Here is a 15,743-nt window from a genome sequence, read left to right on the forward strand (position 1 = left end):
GCGTGATATTGGGAGCCCCCCATGTCATCCAGAACCCACCGTCATCCCGAACTGAAAGGAGGGAACTCACTCACGACAATCAGATCCCTCTCTTCGTTCGGGATGACAAAAATGAGAGCGCATTGATATGCTTCATTGTCCCATCTCTCCTGTTGGTCCTATTCCCGCATAATCCTTCGAATTCACTGGTATACCGTTTTTTTTCTTACTTTTGATATCTGTGCCTGAATCGAGATTGTCAAACCCTCACTGTTCAGATGTACCTTTCCAAAATTGAACTCTTCGGCTTTAAAAGCTTTGCTCACAAGGTCAGAATAAGCTTTGACAAGGGACTTACAGCAATTGTCGGCCCCAATGGATGCGGCAAGACCAACGTTGTTGATGCGATGCGCTGGGTTCTCGGCGAACAGAAATCATCCCTGCTCCGATCCGCAAAAATGGAGAACATTATTTTCAACGGATCGAAAAACCTCAAGCCGCTCAGTCTTACCGAAGTTTCCATCACCGTTGAGAACACAAAAAATGTGCTCCCGATCGAGTATACCGAAGTGACCGTCACCCGCCGTCTGTACCGGAGTGGAGAGAGTGAGTTCCTGTTAAACCAGGTCCCCTGCCGCCTCAAGGATATTCTCGACCTTTTCACCGATACCGGCATGGGCAGTGATGCCTATTCGGTTATCGAGCTGAAGATGATTGAAGAGATCATCAGCAATAAAAGCGAGGAGCGGCTCAAGCTTTTTGAAGAGGCCGCAGGTATTACCCGTTACAAACAGCGCAGAAAACAGACATTCAAACTGCTTGAAAGCGCATCACGTGACCTCTCAAGGGTGGATGATGTGCTGGCTGAAGTTGAAAAAAAGGTACGGAGCCTGAAACTCCAGGTCAGAAAAGCTGAGAAACTGCGGGAACTGAAAAAGGAGATTCGCGAGCTTGATCTGGCTCTCTCATGGCTTTCCATGGAGGAGTTACGCGAAAAGCTTGAGCCCATGCGGCAACGGATCAGGGAGGAGGAGCTGCGGAATCATGAGTGTACAGCAAAAATCGCCACTGAAGACAGCATTACCCAGGAGCGTGAACTGGGGCTGCTTCAGGAAGAGACCACGCTCTCTGAAACACAGAAATCGCTCAACGAGCGGAATCAGCAGATTCACCTGCTTGAAAAACAGCTCCTCCAGCATGAAGAGCATCAAAAAAATCTGGTATCGGTCATAGCCCGGACAGCCGCAATCATCACTGAAAAAGAGCAGAGTATCAGTGAACAGGAGCAGCTCAAAAACGAGCTGCTGCAGCAGAGCGTCCCCTGTGAAGAGAGCTGTTCCGAACTCTACGATGCATTTAAAAGCCTGGCTGATGAGCACGACCGGCTTGACAGGACACTGCGCCGGGAGAGGGATGAACTTTCGAGGGAACGAAGAAGAAGTGCAGAACAGCAGAGTGCCGACAATCAGCTTGCCCTGACGAAACGAAGCCTCGAATCAAAAAAAGAGCATCTGCGCACCTCGGTTGAGCGGCTTGAAACAAAAAAAGTGACCATTCTGCAAAAACTGGCAGAAGCGGCCGAAAGTGACCACCGGCTTTCAGAAGAGATTAACCGCAAACAGAACGAACTTGGCGAAGCAAAAACACGCGAGAGCCTTCTTCTGGAGCACCGCGAGAGCATAAATGCACGGATTGAAGAAAAAAGAGAGGCTCTTCTGCTCCGCCGGTACGGGCGCGACAAACTGCATAACCGTATTCTGCTTGCCAATTCCGTGCTGGATAACTTTGAAGGGATGCCTGAAGGGCTCGCATTCCTTGAAAAGCAGAAAAACGGTACAACCGGCCTTGGCTGCATCTCCGATCTTCTCTCTCTTGACGACCGTTACCGCAAAGCAGTCAATGCCGCGCTTGGCGAAAGCATGAACTACTATGTCTGCCGCTCGCTCAGTGAGGCCAGGGAGGGAATTGCAAACCTTACAAAATCAGACAAGGGTAAAGTTCATTTTCTGGTCCTTGATCTTGTTGACGGTTCCGCCGCCGGTGAGTACAAAGCACTCAACGGCGCAGAAAAAACACTCGACGTTATCGACTGTCCGCCGGAGCTGCAGGCCGCTCTCTGCCTCGCACTGGGAAAAAGCTACATCACCGAGAGCCTCCAGGAGGCCGAAACCCTTGCCCTGCAGCATCCTGACTGCTCATTCGTCACGCTTGAGGGGGAAAAATTCAGCGGCAGCGGGGTCCTCTTCGGCGGAAGCTCAAAAAACAGCGAAGGGTTGCGTTTAGGTAAAAAATCGGAACGTGAACGGTTGCAAAAAGAGGTTGCCGCAATTGAGAAAACCATTCAGAAGGAGGAGGAGAGTCTCCGGATTCTGCGCGAGGAGCTCGGCTCAATAAAAACGGCGGAACAGCGCCGCGACATTGAGCGGCTTGAGTCAGAGCTCGGAGCACTTGAAAAACGGGCTGCCCGGATTGACGCCGAAAAAAACGGAATGAAACAGGAGTCAGAACAGACCGGGCGTGAAATCGAGTCACTCATCCAGCAGAAAAACAGTTGCGACACTGAACTGCAAAAGCTGCTGCCTTCAATCACCGATAGTGAAGCGAAAGGGCGGCTTATCAGAGATACTATCCGGAAACTGCAGGAGAGCCTTACCTCGTTTGAAAACCGCTACCATGAGCTTGGCAGGGATGTCCAGACCCGCCAGAGCCGTTATAAGGACGGGCTGCTCGAACTTGAAAAGCTCAAGCTGAACATTGCTGCTGCCGACCAGAGACTTACGACGCTGCATGACGAGATCAGCAGGATGAGGGCCGAAAAGGAGAGTTCTGAAAAAGAGATAAGCCGGGGCTCCGGCGCATCCTTGCAAATCAGGGAAAAGCTCGACTCGCTGCGCATTCTTTCCGCCGAAGAGCAGAAACGGCTCAACGAGCTTGAATCGGCATACAGGGAACGCCAGGCACAGCATCATGAGACCCTTGGCCAGCTGAGGGATCTTCGCCGGAAACATGAAGTAGGCATGCAGCTCCTCTCGGCACTTTTACAGGAACGCTCACAGCTCGATCAATCACTTGACCACCTCTTCACTGCCGTGCAGCTGAAACATGATTGTGATCTTGCCATCATGAGTCCACCGGCCATTGACAACTCATTTGACCGTAAAAAAGCGGCAGAAAAACTTGAACAGCTTCTGCGGCAACGGGAACAGTTCGGAGCCGTCAATGAGCTTGCGCTTGAAGAGTATGAAACCGAGAAAGAGCGATTTGACTTCCTGACCGAGCAGAAGGAGGATCTGCTCAGCGCTGAAACACAGCTTCGCACAACCATCGATGAGATCAACAAGACCGCCCTTGAGAAATTCGAAGCAACCTGGCGGGAAGTGCGGAAAAACTTTATCACGATTTTTCATGAGCTCTTTGATCCCGAAGATGAAGTGGATCTGATCATGCATGCCGGTGAAGACCCTCTTGAAGCTCATATCGAAATTGTGGCCAAACCAAGAGGCAAAAAACCGCTCTCGATCGAACAGCTCAGCGGAGGAGAGAAAGCCTTGACCGCCCTTTCACTCCTGTTTGCCATCTATCTGGTCAAACCGAGTCCGTTCTGCATTCTTGACGAAGTGGATGCTCCGCTGGATGATGCAAATGTCGGAAGGTTCATTAAACTCCTGAAAAAATTTGAGAATAACACCCAATTTATTATTGTTACGCACAACAAAAAAACCATGGCTTCATGTCAGGCTCTTTACGGGGTCACCATGGAAGAGGAAGGGGTATCAAAACTGATTCCCGTCCGGCTGGAAAATATCAGAAACTGAAGAAGCCCGGGAAAAGGAGATGCTCAAGAAACTGGTGTTATTTGACATTGACGGAACGCTGCTATCGGTAGGCAAGATCAACCGGAGTGTGCTTGGTGATGCGCTTAAAGAGGTATACGGCACTGAAGGAAGTACCGGTACGCATAACTTTGCCGGCAAGATGGACAGTGTCATTATGTATGAAGTACTGCAGAGTGCCGGACTGAGCGAAGAGGATATTGCAGGGAAGTTTGAGCTGGCAAAGGCAACCTATATCGAGATGTTCAGGGATCTGGCCAAACCTGAAGATGTCACCCTGATGGAGGGAGTCCGGGAGCTGCTCGATGAGCTTTCGGTCCGATCAGAACTGATGCTTGGTCTTCTGACCGGAAATTTTGAGGAATCGGGACGCCACAAGCTGCGCCTCCCCTTTATAGACCACTATTTTCCGTTCGGAGCATTTGCCGATGACGCAAAAAGCCGTAACGCCCTGCCTCCGGTCGCCGTTGAAAAGGCTTACCGGATGACAGGACGGAGGTTTTCAGAGGATGAAGTCATCATTATCGGCGATACGGAACATGACATTGCCTGCGCCAGGGCGCATCATGCAAAGTCAATTGCTGTAGCCACCGGAACCTATTCAGCAGGTGAACTGAAAAAACACAAACCGGATGTGGTACTGGAAAACTTATGCCAGACCGATCTTGTTATCAGTGAGATACTCCGAACAAAAATCAACTAATTGCTCTTTTATGAAGACCTACCGTCGACAAATCCGTGAAAAGATTTTACAGGCACTCTATACCATAGAAATCAGAGAGACCGATATAGACTCTGCTGCCGGATGGCTTTTAACGCAGGAGATCCTTGATGATGCCAACGCCATGAAATTTTTCAATCTGCTCCTGAAAAGCATCAAGGAGAACCGCGAGGAGATTGACCGCTATATTGCCAAGCATACCTTTAACTGGGATATGAGCCGTATTGCTATCATCGACAAGAACATTCTGCGCATGGCTCTTGCTGAAATCCTCTACTGCGAGGATATTCCACCCAAAGTTTCGATCAATGAAGCGATCGAAATCGCAAAAAAATTCACCAGCACTGACAAAAGCAGCAAGTTTGTCAACGGGATTCTTGACGCCATCTTCAATGAGCTGAAAGCCGAAGGAAAAGTCCATAAAAACGGACGGGGACTTATCGACCACTCAACCGCCAAAGTTCAGAAACCGGAGATCGAGAGCTGACAGGAGCGGAGAAGGGGACGTTCATGATTTACTGTACTTATGAAAGATTTTGGTTTTGAAAGTTGACCTGTATGACCCCTAAAGAAAAAATCGTCCTGCTGAAAGAGGTGCTTGGAAGCAGATACCCGAACCCGAAAAGCGAACTCAACTACGAAAACCCCTTTCAGTTGCTGATCGCGACAATCCTTGCCGCCCAGTCAACCGACCGGCAGGTCAACGTCATTACCCGTGAACTGTTCAAGGTTGCTCCGGATGCCAACTCGCTGAGCCGCATGGAGCTGGATGAGGTTAAAAACCTTGTCCGCTCTATCAACTATTTCAACAACAAGGCAAAAAACATCCTTGAAGTCAGCAGAATTCTGGTCAACGAATACGAAGGCAGAGTTCCTGACAGAAGAGCTGCGCTTGAAAGCCTTCCCGGAGTAGGAAGAAAAACCGCCAACGTTGTGCTGAGCAATGCCTTCCGCCAGCCGGTCATGCCGGTTGATACCCATGTTCACCGGGTTTCAAACAGAATCGGAGTGGTAAAGACAGGGAAAGTGGAAGAGACTGAAACCGAACTGATGAAAATCATCCCCGAAGCGTGGGTTATTGACTTTCATCACTATCTCCTGCTGCACGGACGCTACACCTGCAAGGCAAAAAAACCCGAATGCCAAAACTGCCCGCTCTCCTTTGTGTGCGATTACGCTCAATTGCACAGCTAAAAGGACTTAAAGGACTACAGGGACTACAAGGATGAAGAGAAATTTTATCCCGGAAGGGCGAACACGCAGGTTCGCCCCTACAATTCAATCCAAAATTCAGCATTCAAAATCCATAATCTCTTCAGTGCAGTTCTATCTTCCGGTCAACAGCGTAGACCCATTCGCCTTCAGGGCGCTGCCGATTGCCTGCCCAGAGTTCCAGCGTTACACCTTTTGCCGGAAAGACCGGTGACGTAAAGATCTCAACCTGATAGAAAAGTTCATCAAGCAGATCATCCCATACCTTGTCAAGACCCTCCCCTTTCACCTCATAATCACCTCCCGGCTTGAGTGAGGTTGCATCCGGCTGAAAGTAGTCGCTGATATAAATAAAACTGTCCGGCATCAGAAAACCACCGCTGAATGTTCCTCGCGGACGCTTCTGACCGGGAACTTCAATCCAGAACTCAAGAAGAGTATCGCCGGTCAGCTTGCCGTCACCGGAAAGCTTTTCGAAGAGCTGCTGAACGGTGTTCCGGATGAGCGCCTTGTTTTCACCGGAGAGCTCATGCATGGTAAAGTCAGGAGTGTGGTCACGCATTGTGGGAATCGGTAAAATGTTTCGGGAATAGCAAATTTATCTGTTCTTCCATCGCGGGTGGAGCTCACGACAACAAAGAGTTCTCCCTTTTTATAGTATTAACATACAGTAATATACAGCTCTTTAACGGCAGCATCAACCCTTCGTCTGCAAGAGAATTTCATCACCATTGAAAACCGCAGGTCTCAAACCGCGAACTGAATTTGCGATATAGATCATATCAGCATCCCTCAGATCCTTGAGCGTGAGTACTTTTTCACCGGCATATGGTCGGGTAGTGAGAAAGTAGCCGCGAAAAATACCGTTCAGAATCCCTGATTGAATCGGAGGCGTATAGAACTGCTTTCCTTTTCGGATAAAAATAGTGCTGATCGCTCCTTCAGTGACCTCTTTGCGCTCATTTAGAAAGAGTACCTCATCAAAGCCCTTGTTCCGGGCAAGAGCAAAATAGCCGTCGTAGAGCTCTCTTTGCGTGGTTTTATGGTAGCGCAAAGGCTCTGAGGAGTCTGCGGGGTGGGCGGCAAGAGCAAGACGCACCGGCCCCGCCAGAGCATGCTGTGCAACCGGTTCATGAACAGCGCTGAACGCTCCTGCGTCGGAGAGATTGAGCCGTACCTTGAAACGGTTGCCGGATCGGGATAACTCCGATTCAAGCCTGCCGAGCAATGTACGTGCCGATCTCCGGTCAAAAAGAAACCCGAGAGCGCTTGCCGATGCTTCCATTCGATCAAGGTGCTCATCAAGCCAGAGATAGCTTCCGGCCCAGAGCAGGCTTTCAAACAGCATCATATCCCTGCTCATGGAGACCTGAAGAATTTTCGCCTTGAGCCGGCACTCGCGGTACTCCTCTTCCGGATCGGAATCCCAGACAATTCCGCTGCCGGAGCCATACACCCCTTCTCTTCCGGAAAGTTCAAGAGTACGGATCGCCACATTAAAAAGCATATCCCGCTCCGGAGTGATATAACCGATCGTACCGGTGTATATCCCCCTTGGATCCGGCTCAAGGGATTGGATCACTTTCATCGCCTTGATTTTGGGCGCTCCGGTTATTGATCCTGAAGGGTAGAGTGCCCTGAAAAGCTCATACAAACCGACATCCTCCCGCTCTTCACCCCGAATAGTCGAAACCATCTGGTGAAGGGTCGGCCATGTTTCGGTCACAAAGAGTCCCCCGGTCTCAACTGAACCCGGCCGGCAAATCCGTCCGAGATCGTTGCGAAGAAGATCAACAATCATGAGATTCTCCGCCCTGTTTTTCGGGCAAAGTGCAAGCCTCTCTCTGAGGGTTTGGTCCTCCTCCCCGGAGCTGCCCCTCGGAGCGGTTCCCTTCATCGGCATGGTTTCAATTTCGGGCCCGCTCCGTCTGAAAAACAGTTCGGGTGAAAAAGAGAGCGTGATGCGCTCCCGGTAATTGAGCCATGCGGTATATGATGAGGGCTGCAGGAATCGCAAACGGGAAAAAAGCAGCGGGACCTCTCCATCGAAAGAGAATCGATACCGTCCGGTAAAGTTCACCTGATAGAGATTTCCTGCAGCTATCTCCTCCCGGATATTGCGGATTGTGTTGGTATACTGCTCCCCTGAAAGATTGAACGTGAGATCAAAAAGGCCGGCCGCCTCACCCGGTCCGGCAGATTCAGAAAAGAGCTGCGCTACCTGTTCGGCAGATAGACGACAGGGCTCCCGGTAGACACCGAACCATGCCAATGGGGATGGTGGGAGATTTGCTTCCCGGTCGGGAAAAATTGCCGGTTCAAACCCGTACCCCGCCTCATAACTCATCAAGCCTGCGAGAAAAAAACCTTCATCGAGTTTTTTTTCGAGCCTTCTGAAAAAGGGTTTGATATCCGAAAGTGAGTTGAGTTCTACAATCTCCAGCGGATCGTAAAAAAGCCGCGCCCCTCCATCATCTCCATTACAGAAAGCGGATTCCAGCCAGATCGAACCATCCCTTGACAACAGAGCGGCAAGCTGCTCGAGAGTGGCAATCCCTTTGCCTTCAGAGCACAGCAATAGTGATTTTTTTTTGTAAAACATTTTCCAGCCATGGTTTGAGCTGGTCGGCGGCCCAGATTTCAATTTCGGGCTCAACACGGGTTTTCAGTAAGAGCGTAATCCCCTTGCCCTTTTCTTCTGCTTCAATCGACTCGACATTCTGGCGATGCCCCCGCTCAAGTCCATTGGCAAGCCGGAGAATACCTGAAAGCACATCAACAGCACGTTTGTGTTTTGGCTTGAGCATGCTGTACGCCATGTTCTTTTCGGAAGGAGGGGATTTGCGATGGTAACGGGCAACATGGCCGATAATCTCGATTTCCGAAGGGGAAAACCCGCGCAACTCCCCGTTCATGATGATATACTGGCTGTGCTTGTGATGCGAAGAGATGGAGATAAAGGTCCCGATATTATGAAGCAGTGATGCGTACTCCAGAAGTTCACGGTATGGCGCCTCAAGCTGGTGCTGGGATGCAAGCGTATCATACAGTTGTAAAGAGAGTCCTGCCACCTGCTCGGCATGCCCCTGGTTCCAGTCACATCGGAAGCCGAGTTCATAAACGCTCTCCCTTCTGATATCCTGTCCCGGAATCATCCCCTCATGAATTTCGTGCTCCAGGCGATGTCTGAGATAGTGCAGCACCATCCCCTCACGAAGAGCATAATCAGAGATGACAATCTCTTCAATATTGAACAGTCTGAAAATCATGTCGACAAGAATCAGACCCGGCACAATCAGATCGACCCTCTTTTCATCAAGGCCGGTCATTTTTCGCCTTTTGACGGCGTTGAGCGGCAGCACTCTGTGATAGAGTTCAATAAACTCCGCTCTGGTAAAGGCACTGTTGTTCAGTGATACTTCGCTCTCAAGACCGTTCACCGAGCGGATCATGCGGGCAATATTCTGAGCAGTTCCTGAGGATGCAATAGCTCTGGATACATTAAGTTCAGCTGCTCTGTTGACGGCAGAGACCATCTCTGCTGCAAAAAACTGTTCGAGCAGTTTGATATCGCCGGAATCAATCGGGTCTGAGAGAACAAACCGTTCACGCATTCTTGCGACGCCTATTTTACGGCTCTCAAGCAGCCGTACACCCTGCTGATCAGCAATGACAAATTCAACGGAACCGCCACCGATATCAAAGAGAAGATCCGGAGCTTCACCAATCTTCACGGCGTTACGTACCCCGTAATAGATAAATTCAGCCTCTTCCCTGCCGGAGATGACTTTAACCTTTATACCCGTTTCCTCCCTGATACGCCGGAGAAAATCACCCTGATTTTTAGCTTCCCGAATGGCACTGGTAGCAAAGGCAATAACGTTTTCCTGTGCAACACCATGATGTGTGGCCAGTATAAGAAACTTCCTGAGGGTAGCGATACCCGAAAGCATAGCCTCTTCATCGAGCATTTTCGTTGAGATACTGCCTTTTCCAATACAGAGCATATCCTTAACCCGGTCAATCTCAACAATTCCCTTCCCCTTGCTCTCTTCAACAATAATCATGTGGAAAGAGTTGGTGCCGAGATCAATAGCGGCTACCCTGATTTTTTCATTCGTCATACCGTTGGCCTTGTCACGATTTATTGAAGCGCTAACAAAATACAAGAATTAGAGCAATTTCGGAGTTGAAGAGTGGGAAAGTGGACAGTGTGGACGAAGAAATGGTGGACAGAAGTGGACAACAGTGGACAAGAAAAAAGAGATTGCCAATTGAACGCGTATATGTTTAATCGTAATATTTCTCTTGGTACCTGCTCTCCCTGAACTCCTTTTGGTCCTTCTCTTGCTTTTGAAAAATGGCAAAATAAAACTTCCGCAGGAGGTACCTGCTTTTGCGTTGAAAATGGTTTGGAAATTTCGGTGTATATTCCTGCCTGTGCCGGTTGACATTCAGGAAACCGTTTAATGATGACTATTTCACGACTTTTACATGATGCCTGTTAACAAGGAAGAACTCGACCGGCTTGAACTTCGCTATGAAGTAGCACGCAAAGCTATTCACCTCTCCTCCCTCTCTATTCCGGTGATCTACTATTTTATCACCAGGGAGCTTGCTCTTCTTTTGCTTCTGCCTCTTTTTTCCGGTTTCTTTCTGGTTGATCTCCTGAAAAATTTCGTACCACCGGTATCGAAATGGTATCACAAAACGTTTGACTCCATGTTGAGAACGCATGAGATCAAGGGAGAAAAAAACCATCTGAACGGAGCAACCTGCATTACCTTGTCGGCACTTCTCCTGGTGCTTTTTTTTCCGAAAATCATTGCCATCGCGGCATTCTCAATGGTTGCCGTCTCCGACACCCTGGCGGCCATTATCGGAAAAGCTTTCGGAAAACACCGGTTCGGCCAGAAAAGCATTGAAGGAAGTATGGCTTTTTTTCTCTCTGCTCTTCTGATCATGAAGCTCATTCCCGAAATCAATCCCGGTATCGGATTTGCCATGGCATTAGTGGCAACGGTAACAGAGTCTTTTGTTTTGCGGATTGGCAGTTTCAGAATTGATGATAACCTTTCCATACCTCTTGTCAGCGCAACATTCGGAACGCTCTGCTATATGCTCTTTCTGCCGGGAACGTTGGCATTTTTTTTCATCGGCCTTTAGTGCTCATTGCAGAATACCATGCAGACCATCCTCACTGACTCAACTGAAGAAGCCGCCCGCATTCTGAATTCGGGATGTGTAGTGGCCTTTCCGACGGAAACCGTTTACGGTCTTGGTGCCTGTATCTGCCATCCGGAAGCGATCGGGAAAATCTTTCAGGCCAAGGGCCGGCCGGGTGACAACCCTCTGATCGTGCATATATACAATATCAAACAGCTTGATGATGTAGCCTCAGAGATCAATGAAAGCGCCGAAAAACTTATTGAACGTTTTTTTCCCGGTCCTCTGACTCTCGTACTGAAAAAAAATAAATCCGTCCCCGACATCGTCACGGCAGGCCTTGATACCGTAGGGGTACGCTGCCCGGCAAATCCTGTGGCAAGGGAGTTTCTTCGACTCGCCTGCGGCCCTGTAGCCGCTCCTTCAGCCAACCTATCCGGGCTTCCGAGTTCTACAAGCTGGCATGCCGTCTTCAAGGATCTTGACGGCAGGATTTCGTGCATCCTGAAGGGAGAAGAGAGCACCATCGGACTGGAATCGACCATTGTTGACTGTTCGGGAGCTTCCCCTGTCCTGCTCAGGGCCGGCGCTATAACGTTTGAAGCGTTGCAGGAGGTTGTTCCCGGCATCACACTGAATGCCGGAACCGGAAAAGAGAGCCGCCCGAAAAGCCCCGGATTAAAGTACCTGCACTATGCGCCGAAAGCATCAATAGTACTTTGCACTCCGCATGAACCGATAACTGCCGAACCGGATTCAGCCTATATCGGTCTCTCCCGGCCACCCGAAGGAGTAAGGGTTGCCAGGCACTGCATCAGTCCGGAAGAGTATGGCAGGGAACTGTTCAGTTTTTTCCGGTTGTGCGATGCCGAAGGTATCAGGGTGATCTACTGTGAGCTGCCCTCATCAACCGGCATTGGCAGGGCGATCAGGGACCGGCTTACCAGAGCTGCAGGCAAGGAATAAGGGCAGGAAAAAGCAAGAGCACTTCCGATCAAAATGAGAGCATGCATCCAAGATGCACTGACCCCGGAGCACTGGTCGCACGAAGGTCGTTCCCGCTGCTGTATACCGTTCGGTCTGAATACCAGCTCTTCTCAAATCTGGCCCCCAGCTTCATCTGTTTCACAACCTGCCACAACGCTATCAGATAGAGGGATTTTCCCCGCCCGTCATAAACCCCGAGGCTGGAGGTCAGCGGAAGATCATCTTCGGCTGCATAGAGTGCTGCATCATAATCTTCAGTATTGAAAAGAGTTAACCGCCCCTTGAAGACCAAACGGCCGGTTTCGACATGCAGCTGTTGATAAACCAGCCATCCATAAAATGTTTCATCTCCGGCAAGAAACCTGTTCACTACTTTTTTAACCTCTCCCCGGCTCCTGAACCTGATGCGTCGAGAGGGGCTGATTTCACAATCAAGCCGTGCCCGGCTTGTTTTCACAGGAAGTGCTGTCCAGATACCGGATGATCCTTGCGGGCTCTGGAGGCGAGCCTCCTCCTTATACTTCTCCTGAAGCTGCAGGTTCAGGGTTACGGGCGAAAAAGCCTTCCATGAAGCAAAACCCCTCAGGTCATGTCCGGTGGAAGGGAAAGGATAATCTGAATCACCACTCAGAGATGGAAAGGTGAAGCGGTCATAACAGGCTCCGAGAGTAACCCTCTTGCTGAGCTCTGCACTGATTCCAAAATAGTATCCATCCTCGTTTGACGCGCCGCTGCCCCTTTCAGCGAATGCACCGGCAAAAGGAGAAAAGTAATGCTGACCATAGCGCCGCAGCGCGGCCACCGTATTGACTCCCCGGAGCAACTCATACTCCAGACCCGCCGTCCAGGAGAGATCAGCAGGACGTTCAGAAAAAGCTGTCTCTGCAAAAAGAGAGACCTTTCCCAGTGAGCAATCAGTTTCAAGACTGTAGCTGCTCGAAGAGGAGATCCTGGCGCCCGTTCCATCAGGATCAAGCTGTGCTATCGGCTCGGAGTAGCTGTAGTAGAGCATGCTGCCTCCTATAAGACCACGAAAGCTCCCGGTATTAAAGTGATAGCGCAGGTTTGCACCAACAGCGGTTTCAGTGACATTATCCTTGCGGCTCTCCTCAAGTTCGGTACGATGATAACCCGCTTCATCGAAGCTGGAGATAAGACCGGAGCTGTTGATACGTGCGTCAACCCGGTTTACCGAGTAAAACTGGGTTATCTCCAATGGATCAAGCTTCAGGGTCGCGGCGCCCCCCTGAAAGAAACCGTATTCTGAACTCGAAGCATAGGGTTGCAAAATTTTTGATGACAGCCTGACACTTCCTGCAGGATCGGACCCTTTTGAAAAATACCGCCCCTGACCGATGAGCAGCCCCTGGCCAACATTGAGTGTATAGTTGCCGAAAACAGCACTCTTGATAATCCCGGCATCGTGCAGATTGATACTTACTGAGGTATAATCGGCAAGGTCCGCTTCTCCGATATCTTTTTCCTGAACAATAGTGGCGTTCACACGGGGAACCGAGAGTTGCAGCCGGTTGTAGAGCTTGCTGTTCCCTCCACGGTAATTACCGTTAATAACTCCTTCCCGCTCGGTTGTCTCCCGAAAAAAACGACTGTACAGTGTTCCTTTAAATCCCTCTCTCTGTTCGATTTTACGCCTCGAACGTACGGCTTTCACAAAAATATAGGGGGCAATAGCAGCGGTTTTCTCTTGCCCGATAAGAGGCTCAAGCTCCTCAACGAGGAGAAACGCTCCTTTCTGTCGGCGACGGGCAAGAATAGCATTGACGTCGGACGCCGTCAGCCATGGCAACTGACGAAGTTCACTCGCGTCGGCATCATTGAGAGAGATTCTGTTTTTTTTCAGTTCTTCAATCACCTCAATCAGGCGCTCAATATTGCCTTCAGATTCGGCCTTGTCGATGAGCTCCTGAAGATCATTGCCGGAACTGAAACCCGGGCGGGAGAAAACAGCATGAAGAAGTAAAAGGAGAATAAACATCATAACCCTCATGGCATGATGTTTCTGAAGAAGTATCTGAAATTTCATGACCATGAGGTTTTATTCGTTGATAAAACCGGCTCAGGGGCTTTCAGCGAGTTTGTAGAGCTCCCGTACCTCATTGCGACTGAGATAGCGCCACTCTCCCCTGCGAAGTTCGCCGATAGTCAACCCTGCATAAGCCACCCGTTCAAGTCTTTTAACTTCATAACCGAGGGTCTCGAACATTCTCCTGACCTGATGATTTTTGCCCTCGTGAATACTCAAAAGTACCTGCATGCCCTCATCAAGCAGTTTCGCCCTGCACGGGCGGACCTTTTCACCGGTATCCTTCAGGCGCATGCCTCCGGTCAGCTGAGGCAGCATGCTTGCCGGAAACTTCTCCCCCAATACCGCAATATACTCTTTTTTTACGTTTGATGAAGGGTGCATGAGTTTATTGGCAAGTGTTCCGTCATTGGTCAAAAGGATCAGGCCGGTAGTCTTTCTGTCAAGACGGCCTACCGGAAAAACCCGCTCCTTGACATCGATGTAATCAAGCACCATCTCCCGGTTCTTCTCATCACTGCTGGTGGAGATGACGTTTCGGGGTTTATTGAAAAGGATATAGACCTTTCGACTCTCGGGCTGTGCATACTTCTGGCCATCCACAATAACCTCATCCTTATCGGGATTAACCTTTGTGCCAGGCTGGGTAATTACGGTACCATTTACCATAACGCGCCCCTCCAGAACAAGCTGGTCGGCAGCCCGTCTGGATGCTATGCCGCATAAAGCAAGAAACCGGTTTATTCTGACCTCTTCACTGTTCGTACTGTTTTTCATACTGGTATATCGTATCCCCTTTAATCGGATAAAACGTTTTCCTGCCCGTCAGGCCGGGCAAGATACTCCTGCTCCTCGTTCTCCTGAAGAATTTCACGGATCTCGCGCAGCTTCGGCAGATCCTTTAATGATGAGAGGTGAAAGAGATCCAGAAAATCCCTGGTGGTGCCGTATTGCAGCGGTTTACCCGGAGTTTCAGCCCTGCCGCGCACTTCAATGAATCCCCGATGCAGCAGCCGATCAATAGCGTACTCCGGGCTCACCCCCCGGATCTGCTGAATCTCTGCACGGGTCACCGGCTGATTATAGGCAATAACAGCAAGAACTTCAAGAATTGATCGGGAAAGCCGTCTCTGAATTTTCGGGGCAAGCAGTTTTTTGATGGTATCGGCAAACTCGGGAGTTGAAAGAAATCGATAACCACCGGCAATCCGGTGAATGCGGAATGTCCTGCCGGTAAACTCATACTCGGAGTTGAGCTGGTCAATTACGGCCTGCAACCCTGCCGAATCAAACTCCCTCCCGGTAACCTGGCGAATGGTCTGAATGGTGACGGCCTCTTCAGAGGCAAAAATGACCGCTTCGATCTGCTGCTGCAACTGTTGGTCCAGATTATGCACGTTTTTCTGTTATCCCTGTTGGAAAAGAGGATGGGGGCTCCTCAAAAAAACGGAACTATTTTTTCCGGGCTGTCGAAAAATTGTGATCCAGAGTAATACCCTCTTCAAAGGCGTACCACAACTCCTGACAGGGGAAATTGCATTCGTAGAGCGCCTTGCCGATAATAACCGAATCAACACCGTATGGTTTCAGCTCAAGAAGCCGCTTCATATCCTCGGCATTGGTTACGCCACCGGAAGCCGTAATTTTCATGCCTGCCCGCTCGGCAAACCTTTTGGTGCTTTCATATCCGAATCCCTGCATCATGCCGTCACGGGAGATGTCGGTATAGATCACCCGTTCAATGCCCATCGACTTCATCTGAAGCGCAAGATCAAAATCCTTAAGGCCGCTGCTCTCTGTC

General features: G+C 49.9%; 13 protein-coding genes. 6 read left to right on the forward strand and 7 right to left on the reverse strand.

The genetic code is table 11. The annotated features are described in order from the left end of the window. The first annotated feature begins 257 nt into the window (after positions 1–257). From smc to nth, 4 genes are all read left to right on the forward strand, one after another. Positions 258–3,794: a chromosome segregation protein SMC gene (gene smc / locus CFERDRAFT_RS02505; RefSeq protein WP_006365625.1), complete on the forward strand. Its 3,537-nt coding sequence runs from the start codon at positions 258–260 to the stop codon at positions 3,792–3,794. 19 nt (positions 3,795–3,813) lie between these two features. Then, on the forward strand, positions 3,814–4,515 hold the full coding sequence (locus CFERDRAFT_RS02510) for an HAD hydrolase-like protein (RefSeq protein WP_006365626.1): 702 nt from the start codon (positions 3,814–3,816) through the stop codon (positions 4,513–4,515). 10 nt (positions 4,516–4,525) lie between these two features. Then, positions 4,526–5,020, forward strand: a complete 495-nt coding sequence (gene nusB, locus CFERDRAFT_RS02515) for a transcription antitermination factor NusB (protein WP_040432929.1) — start codon at positions 4,526–4,528, stop codon at positions 5,018–5,020. 71 nt (positions 5,021–5,091) lie between these two features. Further along, entirely contained in the window at positions 5,092–5,727 is a 636-nt protein-coding gene (nth, locus tag CFERDRAFT_RS02520) for an endonuclease III (RefSeq protein ID WP_006365628.1), read from the forward strand. Between the two features lie 121 nt (positions 5,728–5,848). On the opposite strand, the gene CFERDRAFT_RS02525 is transcribed toward nth, so the two are convergent. The 3 genes from CFERDRAFT_RS02525 to CFERDRAFT_RS02535 all read right to left on the reverse strand — a co-directional run bounded on the left by CFERDRAFT_RS02525 (position 5,849) and on the right by CFERDRAFT_RS02535 (position 9,869). Next, positions 5,849–6,307, reverse strand: a complete 459-nt coding sequence (locus tag CFERDRAFT_RS02525; protein WP_006365629.1) for a hypothetical protein — start codon at positions 6,305–6,307, stop codon at positions 5,849–5,851. Positions 6,308–6,442: 135 nt separating this feature from the next. After that, the gene (gene pabB, locus CFERDRAFT_RS02530; RefSeq protein ID WP_006365630.1) at positions 6,443–8,347 is read right to left on the reverse strand and encodes an aminodeoxychorismate synthase component I; all 1,905 of its coding nucleotides are present in this window, start codon (positions 8,345–8,347) and stop codon (positions 6,443–6,445) included. Next, complete coding sequence (locus CFERDRAFT_RS02535; RefSeq protein WP_006365631.1) at positions 8,310–9,869, reverse strand: Ppx/GppA phosphatase family protein; 1,560 nt, start codon at positions 9,867–9,869, stop codon at positions 8,310–8,312. The genes pabB and CFERDRAFT_RS02535 overlap by 38 nt, the downstream gene beginning before the upstream one ends. 370 nt (positions 9,870–10,239) lie before the next feature. On the opposite strand from CFERDRAFT_RS02535, the gene CFERDRAFT_RS02540 reads away from it, so the two are divergent. Continuing rightward, entirely contained in the window at positions 10,240–10,911 is a 672-nt protein-coding gene (locus tag CFERDRAFT_RS02540; RefSeq protein ID WP_006365632.1) for a diacylglycerol/polyprenol kinase family protein, read from the forward strand. Between the two features lie 18 nt (positions 10,912–10,929). Further along, positions 10,930–11,877 carry an L-threonylcarbamoyladenylate synthase gene (locus CFERDRAFT_RS02545; protein ID WP_006365634.1) on the forward strand — a complete coding sequence of 316 codons (948 nt, stop codon included), beginning with the start codon at positions 10,930–10,932 and terminating at the stop codon, positions 11,875–11,877. Positions 11,878–11,905: 28 nt separating this feature from the next. On the opposite strand, the gene CFERDRAFT_RS02550 is transcribed toward CFERDRAFT_RS02545, so the two are convergent. The 4 genes from CFERDRAFT_RS02550 to CFERDRAFT_RS02565 all read right to left on the reverse strand — a co-directional run. Continuing rightward, positions 11,906–13,942 carry a ComEA family DNA-binding protein gene (locus CFERDRAFT_RS02550; protein WP_232209742.1) on the reverse strand — a complete coding sequence of 679 codons (2,037 nt, stop codon included), beginning with the start codon at positions 13,940–13,942 and terminating at the stop codon, positions 11,906–11,908. Positions 13,943–13,975: 33 nt separating this feature from the next. Continuing rightward, positions 13,976–14,719, reverse strand: coding sequence for a pseudouridine synthase (locus CFERDRAFT_RS02555; RefSeq protein ID WP_006365637.1), 744 nt, complete (start codon positions 14,717–14,719; stop codon positions 13,976–13,978). A gap of 20 nt (positions 14,720–14,739) precedes the next feature. Then, positions 14,740–15,339 (reverse strand): SMC-Scp complex subunit ScpB, encoded by a 600-nt coding sequence (scpB, locus tag CFERDRAFT_RS02560; RefSeq protein WP_006365639.1) that lies wholly within the window; start codon positions 15,337–15,339, stop codon positions 14,740–14,742. Between the two features lie 55 nt (positions 15,340–15,394). Then, on the reverse strand, positions 15,395–15,743 hold a 349-nt coding region (locus CFERDRAFT_RS02565; protein WP_006365640.1), incomplete at its 5' end, for a HisA/HisF-related TIM barrel protein.

It is taken from the genome of Chlorobium ferrooxidans DSM 13031 (assembly GCF_000168715.1).
Lineage (GTDB): Bacteria > Bacteroidota > Chlorobiia > Chlorobiales > Chlorobiaceae > Chlorobium > Chlorobium ferrooxidans.

Excerpts from the sequence above, each read along its gene's own strand:
- nusB (WP_040432929.1), top strand. The coding sequence starts at position 4,526 with ATGAAGACCTACCGTCGACAAATCCGTGAAAAGATTTTACAGGCACTC.
- CFERDRAFT_RS02545 (WP_006365634.1), top strand. The coding sequence starts at position 10,930 with ATGCAGACCATCCTCACTGACTCAACTGAAGAAGCCGCCCGCATTCTG.
- CFERDRAFT_RS02525 (WP_006365629.1), bottom strand. The coding sequence starts at position 6,307 with ATGCGTGACCACACTCCTGACTTTACCATGCATGAGCTCTCCGGTGAA.
- CFERDRAFT_RS02535 (WP_006365631.1), bottom strand. The coding sequence starts at position 9,869 with ATGACGAATGAAAAAATCAGGGTAGCCGCTATTGATCTCGGCACCAAC.
- nth (WP_006365628.1), top strand. The coding sequence starts at position 5,092 with ATGACCCCTAAAGAAAAAATCGTCCTGCTGAAAGAGGTGCTTGGAAGC.
- pabB (WP_006365630.1), bottom strand. The coding sequence starts at position 8,347 with ATGTTTTACAAAAAAAAATCACTATTGCTGTGCTCTGAAGGCAAAGGG.
- CFERDRAFT_RS02555 (WP_006365637.1), bottom strand. The coding sequence starts at position 14,719 with ATGAAAAACAGTACGAACAGTGAAGAGGTCAGAATAAACCGGTTTCTT.
- smc (WP_006365625.1), top strand. The coding sequence starts at position 258 with ATGTACCTTTCCAAAATTGAACTCTTCGGCTTTAAAAGCTTTGCTCAC.
- CFERDRAFT_RS02510 (WP_006365626.1), top strand. The coding sequence starts at position 3,814 with ATGCTCAAGAAACTGGTGTTATTTGACATTGACGGAACGCTGCTATCG.
- CFERDRAFT_RS02540 (WP_006365632.1), top strand. The coding sequence starts at position 10,240 with ATGATGCCTGTTAACAAGGAAGAACTCGACCGGCTTGAACTTCGCTAT.
- CFERDRAFT_RS02550 (WP_232209742.1), bottom strand. The coding sequence starts at position 13,942 with ATGAAATTTCAGATACTTCTTCAGAAACATCATGCCATGAGGGTTATG.